This window comes from Achromobacter sp. UBA5777 (assembly GCF_002418565.1).
Classification (GTDB): Bacteria; Pseudomonadota; Gammaproteobacteria; order Burkholderiales; family Burkholderiaceae_B; genus Achromobacter; species Achromobacter animicus.
Genome location: NZ_DIEJ01000092.1, coordinates 4519 through 13503 on the forward strand (window position 1 = coordinate 4519; position 8985 = coordinate 13503).

Consider the following 8985-nt stretch of genomic DNA (forward strand, 5'->3'; position numbering starts at 1 on the left):
CCCCGCGGATGGCCGCCCCGCACACCTTTCCGGCGAACGCGTCCGCCCCGGTCTGAAGGGCCGCGCCGCCTTTGCCGACGGCGTGCGCCGCGTGACGGGCCAGGATCCGCTCACCGGATTCTGCGGCAACCAGCACGACCCGGACCTCGGCGAGGCCTGGACGCGCGCACTCGCCGCGCAACGCGCCCGGATCGTCTTCGCGATGATGGATGGCGGCCGCGACGGCGTCACCCGCGCCTGCCGCGAGGCCGGCATCTGGCAGATCGGCAACGTGCTGGATTGGGTGGCCCGCGATCCGGAGGTCTATCTGGCATCGGCGCTGGCGGATTCGGGGCTGTGCGTGGTACGCGCGGCCGCGGACCATGCGGCGGGCGCGTTGGCCGTTGGCCGTATCACGCGCTTCGGCCTGGAGGCAGCAGCCTCGTTGCGGCTGGTGCTGGGCGCGGACGTCACTGCGTACGAGCGGCGCGAGCTTGACGCGTGGTCGGGCCGTCTTGCGGCGGGCGAAATTGAAATTGCCGGCCGCTACGACGGCATGGAATTCGCGCTGTCGTAGATGCCCTCGCAAGGCATCACCGCGCCGCCGACACGTGGCGCGTTGCGGGCGACGTCTGGCGGCGCGGTGCCGGTTACATGCCCCACTGCCTTGCGCACACCTGGCGCGAGCCTTGCGGGCATCCCGCATTGACGCGTCGCCATGCCGTGGCTACAGTGGCCGGCAGTCTTGCGGCATGGCTTTTGCGCCGCATTCCCGAACCGCCCGCGGTCCCGCCGTTGGCCCAACACTCCGGATACCCATGAACAGCTTCCGCGTCGGCATCGCCGGCTTCGGCGCCATCGGCCAGGCCGTGGCGCAATCCCTGGATGCGGGCCTGCCCGGCCTGACGCTCGCCGCCGTCGCGGTGCGCGATCCCAACGCCCCGCCCGCCTTCGACTGGAAAAACGGCGCGCCCACGTTCACCACCATCGGCGGCCTTGCCGAGCACTGCGATGTGGTCGTGGAATGCGCGCCCGCTGCGGTGTTCCGCGACATCGCCGAACCCGTGCTGCGTGCCGGCAAGAAGATGGTGGTGCTCAGTTCGGGCGCGCTGCTGCGCCACGAAGACCTGATCGGCATCGCGGGCCAGCATGGTGGCCAGGTCATCGTGCCGTCGGGGGCCATTCTCGGGCTGGACGCCATCACCGCCGCCGCGGAAGGCGTCATCCACTCGGTCACGATGATCACCCGCAAGCCGGTCCGCGGCCTGCTCGGCGCGCCCTACCTTACCGAAAACAACATCGACATCGAAGGCATCACCGAACCGCGCCTGATCTTCCGCGGCTCGCCGCGTGAGGCGGCAGTGGGCTTTCCGGCCAACCTCAACGTGGCGGTCAGCGTGTCGCTGGCGGGCATCGGCCCGGACCGCACCACGCTGGAAATCTGGGCGGACCCTTCGCTCGAACGCAACGTGCATCGCGTCGAGGTCGTGTCGGATTCCGCCTCGTTCTCGGTGGAAATCCAGAACATTCCCTCCGCCAATCCCAAGACCGGCCGCATCACCGCCCAAAGCGTGATTGCAGCGCTGCGCAAGCTGACCGGACCGCTGCGCGTGGGCACCTGATTTCCGGTGGAACGCATCAAAGGCCGCTGCTCGCGGCCTTTTTTACATCTTCGTTTGGAGCGGTGTCAGCCCCCCCTGCGACGCTTTGGCTGATTGGCGGTCACTTCTGGCGGGTGTCAGACACCTCGTGGAGCACCGTTGCAACTAGGCCTGGTGTCTGACACCCGTTGAGACACTGCGGCAGGCTGACGATCATTTCCGCAGGGTGCCAGACACCTCAGATGCCGCGCGCGATCCTTCAAGCCGCCGCTCTACGCAGCGCATCGCCATGGCGCGATGCCGGCATCGGGCCGACTTTCCAACGGCCCGTTCCATCCAGATCCAGCCGCTGCGTATGGAAAGCATCCAACGTGCTGCGATGCCCCACGCTGACCAGCATGCTGTCCGGTAACGCGTCGCGCAGCAGGCTGTACAGCATGTGTTCCAGTCCTTCGTCCGTGGCCGAAGTGGCCTCGTCCAGAAACACCAGCGCCGGCCGGTTGTACAGCACGCGCGCAAACGCGATGCGCTGCTGCTCGCCCAGCGACAGCACGCGCGACCAGTCGTGCACCTCGTCGAGCCGGCTGGCCAGATGCCCCAGGTTGACCTGCCTGAGCGCGTCGGCCAGGCGTGCGTCATCGGCCGGCAGCGCCAGTCCCGGATACGCCACCGCGCCGCGCAGATCGCCCAGCGGCAGATATGGCCGCTGCGACAGGAACAACGCGGACTCGCCTTGCGGCCGCCGCACCTCGCCGCTGGCATACGGCCACAGGCCCGCCAGCGCGCGCAGCAAGGTCGTCTTGCCGCTGCCCGAGGGACCCTTGATCAGCAGGGCCTGACCGGGGTGCAGGCTCAGGTTCAGGTTTTCCAGAAGACGCGCGCCGTCGGGGCGCGACACGCTCAGGCCGTCGATCTGCAGGCCGTCCGGCAGGGCTTGCGTCTGCACCTGCGGCAGCGCGCGGGCGGCCTCGTTGGCGTCCAGGAATCCGTTCAGCCGGTCGAGGGTGGCGCGGTACTGCGCGAACGTGTCGTACGAACTGCGAAAGAACGACAGCGATTCCTGTACCTGCCCGAACGCCTGCGAGGTCTGCATGACATCGCCCAGTTTGATCGCGCCGCTGAAGAAACGCGGCGCCTGCAGGATGAACGGAAACACCACCGCGATCTGGCTGACCGACAGGTTGAAGCCGTCGAATTTCAAGCCCCGGTACACGCGCTGCCAGAGATTGGCGATGTAGGACGTGAAGCGGGTCCACAAGGTCGCGCGCTCGACTTCCTCGCCCTGGTAGAACGCGACGTTCTCGGCGTTCTCGCGCAGGCGCACCAGCGCATAACGGAAGTTGGCGGTCAGGCGCTCTGACAGGAAATTCAGCTTGATCAGCGGGCGGCCGATCTTGAAGGCCAGCCACGTGGCGACGATGACGTACAGATACACCACGAACACCATGGCGCGCGGGATTTCAACGCCGCCGAGTGTCAACGGACCCGACAACCCCCACAGGATCGACGTGAAGGCCACCAGCGACACGATCGCGCTCAACGCGCCGATGGCCAGGGTGCGCGAGCCCGTCACGAACTGCGCGATGTCCTGCTCGATCCGCTGGTCGGGGTTGTCGACGGGTTCAGCCAGGAAGTGTCCGCGGTAATAGGCGCCCGCGCCCAGCCAGTCACGCGTCAGCCGATCATTCAGCCAGACACGCCAATGAATGTCGAAAGCCTGCCCCACATAGCTGTCGGCCAGGCTGCGCACCACATGCACGGTGGCCAGCACGGCGAAAATGCCCAGAAAGTGCCAGAAGACGGCCTGATCCAGCGCCTGCAGGGCGCTATAGAAGCCGTTGTACCAGAACGAAAACAGCACGGTCATGCGCACCGCGAACATCGCCAGGAACAGCAGCAACGCCAGCGTCAGCATCGGGCGCCAACTGCGGCGGGGCGTGAGATACGGCCAGGCCAGCCGCCAGAATTTGCGGCCCCAGACGGTGGTGCGGGTCAGTACGAGCGTGACCAGCGCCAGCGCGACGGCGGAGATGCCGAATGCGCGCACGAGCCACAGGGCGCTTTCCGCGAGTTGCTGCTGCCAATTCAGATCCATGAGCCCGGAACCTCGCAAAGACGTTCCTGGTTAGACGGCGGGATCGACGGCAGTTCCGGCAAAAACGCGGTTTTAAGCCTCGCTTAAGCCTGATTGAAGGACGTTGAAGGGCCGTTGAAAGATGTGACGCACTTTATTCAGATCTGAGATCCAGATTGGCAAACAGATCCGCCAGCGTCGGCACGCTGCGCGCCGGCCAGATCGCGCTCAAGTCGAAGCTGGGCAGACGCTCGCCATCGCGCACTTCGCAAAAGCGGACGCCCCGAAATCCCATGGACCGGATCCAGCTGGGCAGCAAGGCCACGCCGCAGCCGCCCGCCACGCACGACAGCACCGTCAGCGTGAGGCTCGCCTCCTGGTTCACGTGCGCATCGTGGCCGCCCTTGCGCATGGCATCCAGGATGGCCGCATAAAATGCAGGCAGCTGCGTCTGCGGGTACATCACGAGACCAGCCTGCGCGATCTGCGCCATCGACACCTGACCGTCGGCGTCGACCTCGAATTCGTCGGGCACGGCGGCCCCCAGCCGGTCGCGCAACAACTGGCGCTCTCGCATGCGGCCGCCGACGGCGACGGGCGTATGCATCAGGCCGATGTCGATGTCGCCGGTCTGCAAAGCCTCGGCCTGTTGGGCGTTGCTCATTTCACGCAGGATGATGCGCACGCCGGGCGCCTGCTTGCGCATCTGCCGCAGCGCGCGGGGCAAGGTGTCAAAGAGCGCCGAGGACACGAGTCCCACCGTCAACTGGCCCGCGCTGCCCCGCCCGATCTCCCTGGCGCGCCGGGCCGCCGCATCAATGCGGGCGACGCTGGCGCGCACGTCCTCCAGGATGGCCTGCGCGGCGGGCGTGGGCGTCGTGCCCTGCCGCGACCGCTCGAACAGGCGCACGCCCAGGTCTTTCTCCATGCGCGTCAACGCCTGGCTCAGCGCCGGCTGCGCAATGCCCAGCCAGTCCGAGGCGCGGCTCACGCTGCCGTGGTCAACCACTGCCAGGAAGTACCGCAGATGCCGGGTTTCCATATCGTTCCAATATATTTAATGCGCCTTTCCAGAATGGAAAACTATACCCCGACTTCCTAGAATCCCGACTTACAGAACACTACATCGCGCGTCGCCGTTCCGGGAGAGCGGCGCGCCGCATGAGGAGACCGCTTTGCCCTCGCCGATTCCAGGCGCCGCCGTCGACACCCACGCCCACGTGTTTCACCAAGGCCTCGCCTTGGCCAACACGCGCCGCCACACGCCCGACTACGACGCCACGCTGGCCGAGTACCTGGGGCTGCTGGACGCGCACGGCCTGACCCACGGCGTCCTGGTGCAGCCTAGTTTCCTGGGCACGGACAACAGCCATCTGGTCGAGGCGCTGCGCGCCGCTCCCGCCCGCCTGCGCGGCGTGGCCGTCGTGGCGCAGGATGCCAGCGAATCCGAACTGCAGGCCCTGGCCGACGCCGGCGTGGTCGGCATCCGTCTGAACCTTTTCGGCCTGGACACGCCTGCGTTGCAGACCCCGGCGTGGCAGGTGCTGCTGGCCCGCGTCAATGCGCTGGGATGGCATGTTGAAGTGCACTTGCAAGCCGCGCGCCTGGACGGCGTGTTGCCGGCGTTGCTGGCGACCGGCTGCCGCATCGTGGTCGACCATTTCGGCCGCCCGGATTCCGCGCTCGGCGTCCTGGACGCAGGCTTCCAATACCTGCTGCGCCAGGCGGACAGCGGCCGGATCTGGGTCAAGCTGGCCGCGCCGTACCGCAATTGGGCGGCGCCGGCCTGCGCCGCGGCCGGCCGTCTGGCCACGCAGCAATTGCTGGACGCCTATACCCCTGAACGCCTGATGTGGGGCAGCGACTGGCCCCATACCGAACATCGCCACCTGGCGTCCTATCCCGCCGCGACGCAGTGGCTGGACGCCTGGATCGACGACCCCGCGCAACGGCGCACCGTACTCGCCGACACGCCGTTGCAGCTATTCCAATTCCAAGGAGACACTCCATGACCCCTCTGTTCAAACGCCTGGCGCATCGTAGCGCGCTGTTCGCCGCCGCCGGCCTGCTGGCTGGCGCTGCTGGCGCCGCGCACGCCGCCTACCCCGAACGCGCCGTCACGCTGGTCGTGACCTACCCGCCCGGCGGCACCGTGGACGTGGTCGCCCGCCTGATCGGCCCGAAGCTGGCGGCTGAACTCGGCCAGCCCGTCGTCATCGAAAACCGCGGCGGCGCCGGCGGCATGATCGGCGGCGCGGTCGTCGCCAAGGCCCAGCCCGACGGCTACACGCTGATGCTGGACGCTTCGAACCACGCGCAAAACCCCGCGCTGCACAGCAAGATGCAGTTCGACACGCTGTCGGCCTTCGCGCCCGTGTCGCTGCTGCTGCGCGTACCCAACGTGCTGGTCGTGACGCCGTCGTATGAAGTGAAGTCGGTCGGTGACCTGATCAAGCTCGGTCAGCCCGATGCCAAGGAGCCGGTGTACTTCGCGTCGGCCGGCCCCGGTTCCGCCCAGCACCTGGCGGGTGAACTGTTCAACCTGCTTGCCAAGACGCAGTTGCAGCACGTCGCGTACAAGGGCGGCGGCCCGGCCATGATCGACGTGATGTCGGGCCAGGTCCCCGTCATGTTTGCAAGCATGGGCTCGGCCTGGCAGCACGTGAAGAACGGCAAGCTGCGCGCCGTGGCCGTTGGCGGCCTGGAACGCTCCAAGACCGCACCCGAATTGCCCACCATCGCCGAGTCGGGCGTGCCGGGCTACGAGACCTACGAATGGAACGCCGTGTTCGCCCCGGCCGGCACGCCGCCCGCGATTGTCGAGCAGGTCTCGCAGGCGCTGGCCAAGGTGCTGAAGGATCCCACGATTGCCGAGCAGCTTGCCGGCATCGGCGCCGAGCCCATCGGCTCCACACCCGCCGAACTGGACACGTTCCGCCGCGCCGAAATCGAGAAGTGGCAGCGCGTCGTGAAGGAAGCTGGATTGAAGCTGGATTGAGTACTGCCGGGCCCCACGGCCCGGACACCGCGTAGCCGGTTTGCGGCGCTCTTCGGGGCGCCGCTTTTTTTTGCCGTGCGCGGTTGCCATTGCGGCAGCGGTTGGCGACGCGCGCGCGGGCGCATGCCATGCCCACCGGCGCTCTCGGCCACCGGGCGGCGCTATCATGACGCCTTGACCAGCTTTACCGCAGGAACCCGCAGGATGGACAAGATCCGGCTCGACAAATGGCTTTGGGCGGCTCGCTTCTACAAGACGCGCAGCCTGGCTTCGGATGAAATCGGCAAAGGCCGCGTGTTCGTGAACGGACAGCCCGCCAAGCCCGCGCGCGAAGTCGGCGCGGGCGATGTGATCACGGTACGCAAGGAAGACCCCGCCGTGCAGGTGCGCGTGGTGGCCGTCAGCGGCGTGCGCGGGCCTGCCCCGGTTGCGCGCCAACTGTACGAAGAGACGTCCGACAGCGTGGCCGCCCGCGAGCGCGCCGCCGAAATGCGCCGTCTCGCGCCGGAGCCGGCGCTGGGCATCGAAGCGGGGCGCCCCACCAAGCGTGACCGGCGTCTCATCGACCAGATGCGGGGGAAATCCTGATGAAGCGCGCCGCAACGGGCGGCCTGGTCTATTCCACCGAAACCGGACGCATGTGCCCGCAATGCCGCCAGCCCGTCGCGCAATGTCAGTGCAAGGCGGCGGCCGCGAAAGTCGCGGCGGGTGACGGCGTGGCGCGGGTCTCGCGTGAAACCAAGGGCCGCGGCGGCAAGAGCGTGACGCTGGTGCGCGGACTGGCGCTGGCGCCCGACGCCTTGAACGCGTTGGGCAAGCAACTGCGGACCGCGTGCGGTTCGGGCGGCACCGTCAAGGACGGCGTGATCGAGGTGCAGGGCGACCACTGCGACCGCATCCTCGACGCGTTGACGAAACAGGGCCTCCGCGCCAAGCGCGCGGGCGGCTGAACCGTATCAGGTATCAGGACAGAACGATGGAAATTTCCGTGACTGACGTCGCGAGCTGGCATGCCCATGTGTACTTCGACGCGGCAAGCCGCGACACCGCGTTCGCCCTGCGCGAACGGATCGTCGCGACGTTCGACGGCAAGATGGAAATGGGGCGCTTCCATGAGCGCCCCGTGGGTCCGCATCCGCAATGGAGCTACCAGATTGCGTTCGGCCCGCAGCATCTGGCCGAGATCGCCACGTGGCTCACGCTGAACCACGGCGCGCTGGATGTTTTCATGCACCCGAACACCGGCCATTCGCTGCGCGATCACCGCGACTGCGCGGTGTGGATCGGGCGCAGCCATGTGTTGAACCTGGCTGCGCTGGGCGGCTGACGGCCTACAGCGCGCGGCCCACGATCAGCGAATCCATCGCCATCAGCGGGTCGTCGCTCTTGCCCTCGTAAGGCAGGCGGCTCAGCACATAACGCATGGCGTTCAGACGGGCGCGCTTCTTGCAGTCGGACTTGACCACGATCCACGGCGCGTCGGCTGTGTCGGTGTGGGCAAACATGGCTTCCTTGGCGCGCGTGTAGTCGTCCCACTTGTCCAGAGATGCCAGATCGACCGGGCTCAGCTTCCATTGCTTGAGCGGATGCACCTTGCGTTGCTGGAAGCGGCTGCGCTGTTCTTCCTGGCTGACCGAAAACCACAGCTTGATCAGCGTGATGCCGCTACTGACCAGATGGCGCTCGAAATCGGGCGTCTGGCGCAGGAACGCCAGGTATTCGTCCTGCGAGCAAAAGCCCATCACGCGTTCGACGCCGGCGCGGTTGTACCAGGAGCGATCGAACATGACGATCTCGCCGGCGGTCGGCAGGTGTTGCACGTAACGCTGGAAGTACCACTGGCCCTTTTCGGTATCGGACGGTTTTTCCAGTGCGACCACACGCGCGCCCCGCGGATTCAGGTGTTCCATCATGCGCTTGATCGTGCCGCCCTTGCCCGCGGCGTCGCGCCCCTCGAACAGGATCACGACACGCTGACCGGTGGCCTTGACCCACGCCTGCAGTTTCAGCAGTTCGACCTGCAGCTTGTACTTCTGCTTTTCGTAATTGCGCCGCAGCATGCGGTGACGATACGGGTAGACGCCCTCGCGCCAATCTCGCGCCAGCTCGTCATCGGGATTGCGGCGCGCGCCCGGGGTCTGACGGTTGGCCTCCAGCAGCGCGCGATGCACCGCCTGCGCGTCGTCGGGCGACAGCGCGTCGATGACGGTGCGCAGCGCCGCGTGCGCCTCACCGGGATTGCCGATGGTGTAGCGGCTGGCGATATCGGCCAGCACCGCCGCGGTCTCCTGCCGCGCCGCGTCCTGCCGGGCGGCCACCCGCTTGCGCAATGC

General features: G+C 67.3%; 9 protein-coding genes and 1 pseudogene. 7 read left to right on the forward strand and 3 right to left on the reverse strand.

The window, feature by feature from the left end:
• Positions 1 to 556, forward strand: a pseudogene (locus B3446_RS06480) (BMP family ABC transporter substrate-binding protein); the annotation flags it as partial.
• 241 nt (positions 557 to 797) lie between these two features.
• On the forward strand, positions 798 to 1601 hold the full coding sequence (locus tag B3446_RS06485) for an aspartate dehydrogenase (protein WP_191575704.1): 804 nt from the start codon (positions 798 to 800) through the stop codon (positions 1599 to 1601).
• 238 nt (positions 1602 to 1839) lie between these two features.
• Here the strand turns inward: B3446_RS06485 and B3446_RS06490 are convergent, their stop codons facing one another.
• On the reverse strand, positions 1840 to 3675 hold the full coding sequence (locus B3446_RS06490; protein ID WP_291378546.1) for an ABC transporter ATP-binding protein/permease: 1836 nt from the start codon (positions 3673 to 3675) through the stop codon (positions 1840 to 1842).
• Positions 3676 to 3808: 133 nt separating this feature from the next.
• On the reverse strand, positions 3809 to 4696 hold the full coding sequence (locus B3446_RS06495) for a LysR family transcriptional regulator (protein WP_291378548.1): 888 nt from the start codon (positions 4694 to 4696) through the stop codon (positions 3809 to 3811).
• A gap of 133 nt (positions 4697 to 4829) precedes the next feature.
• Between B3446_RS06495 and B3446_RS06500 the strand changes: the two genes are divergently transcribed.
• The 5 genes from B3446_RS06500 to B3446_RS06520 all read left to right on the forward strand — a co-directional run bounded on the left by B3446_RS06500 (position 4830) and on the right by B3446_RS06520 (position 7979).
• The gene (locus tag B3446_RS06500; protein WP_291378550.1) at positions 4830 to 5666 is read left to right on the forward strand and encodes an amidohydrolase family protein; all 837 of its coding nucleotides are present in this window, start codon (positions 4830 to 4832) and stop codon (positions 5664 to 5666) included.
• Positions 5663 to 6652: a tripartite tricarboxylate transporter substrate binding protein gene (locus tag B3446_RS06505; RefSeq protein ID WP_175123575.1), complete on the forward strand. Its 990-nt coding sequence runs from the start codon at positions 5663 to 5665 to the stop codon at positions 6650 to 6652. The genes B3446_RS06500 and B3446_RS06505 overlap by 4 nt, the downstream gene beginning before the upstream one ends.
• 204 nt (positions 6653 to 6856) lie before the next feature.
• Complete coding sequence (locus B3446_RS06510; RefSeq protein WP_291378553.1) at positions 6857 to 7240, forward strand: RNA-binding S4 domain-containing protein; 384 nt, start codon at positions 6857 to 6859, stop codon at positions 7238 to 7240.
• Positions 7240 to 7602 (forward strand): translation initiation factor Sui1, encoded by a 363-nt coding sequence (locus B3446_RS06515; protein ID WP_291378555.1) that lies wholly within the window; start codon positions 7240 to 7242, stop codon positions 7600 to 7602. The genes B3446_RS06510 and B3446_RS06515 overlap by 1 nt, the downstream gene beginning before the upstream one ends.
• Before the next feature lie 26 nt (positions 7603 to 7628).
• Positions 7629 to 7979: a DOPA 4,5-dioxygenase family protein gene (locus B3446_RS06520; RefSeq protein WP_291378557.1), complete on the forward strand. Its 351-nt coding sequence runs from the start codon at positions 7629 to 7631 to the stop codon at positions 7977 to 7979.
• Between the two features lie 4 nt (positions 7980 to 7983).
• Here the strand turns inward: B3446_RS06520 and ppk2 are convergent.
• A partial coding sequence (gene ppk2 / locus B3446_RS06525) for a polyphosphate kinase 2 (protein WP_414632403.1) occupies positions 7984 to 8985 on the reverse strand: 1002 nt, incomplete at its 5' end.